At 58.0% G+C, this 410-nt stretch carries 1 protein-coding gene; it reads left to right on the top strand.

Annotated features, from left to right (window positions below; translation table 11 throughout):
* Positions 1-410 (top strand): TRCF domain-containing protein (locus H6B10_RS15515; RefSeq protein ID WP_345941869.1); only part of this gene is annotated, 410 nt, incomplete at both ends.

The raw sequence follows: 410 nt of genomic DNA, 5'->3' as shown, positions 1-410 counted from the left end.
GAAACACCGCCGCCCGACAAAAGCGACTGTCTGGTGGATATTTCCATTGACGCTTACCTGCCGGAAGATTACATTCCCGATCCGGCCGGACGCATTGAAGCCTACAAGCGGATTGCCGCCATTGAAACCACCGCTGACGCCGAGGATGTTCTGGATGAACTGATTGACCGTTACGGCAGCCCGCCCAAGAGCGTACAGGGGCTGGTGGATGTATCGCTGGTACGTGTGACCGCCGCCCGTGTAGGCATTGTGGAGATTGTGCAGCGCAGCGATATGCTGATCCTCTACTCCGATGTGGTAGGTCCGCAGCAGTTGGCCGCGGTGATGGACCAGTATCCCCACCGCGTGTTGTACAACGCTCTGGGTCGCCCCTATTTCAGCCTGCGCGTACAAAAGGGCGAAAATCCGCT

The sequence above is a fragment of the Gemmiger formicilis genome (assembly GCF_016901605.1).
GTDB lineage: Bacteria > Bacillota > Clostridia > Oscillospirales > Ruminococcaceae > Gemmiger > Gemmiger formicilis_B.
This window is presented reverse-complemented; position numbering and strand designations above follow the sequence as displayed.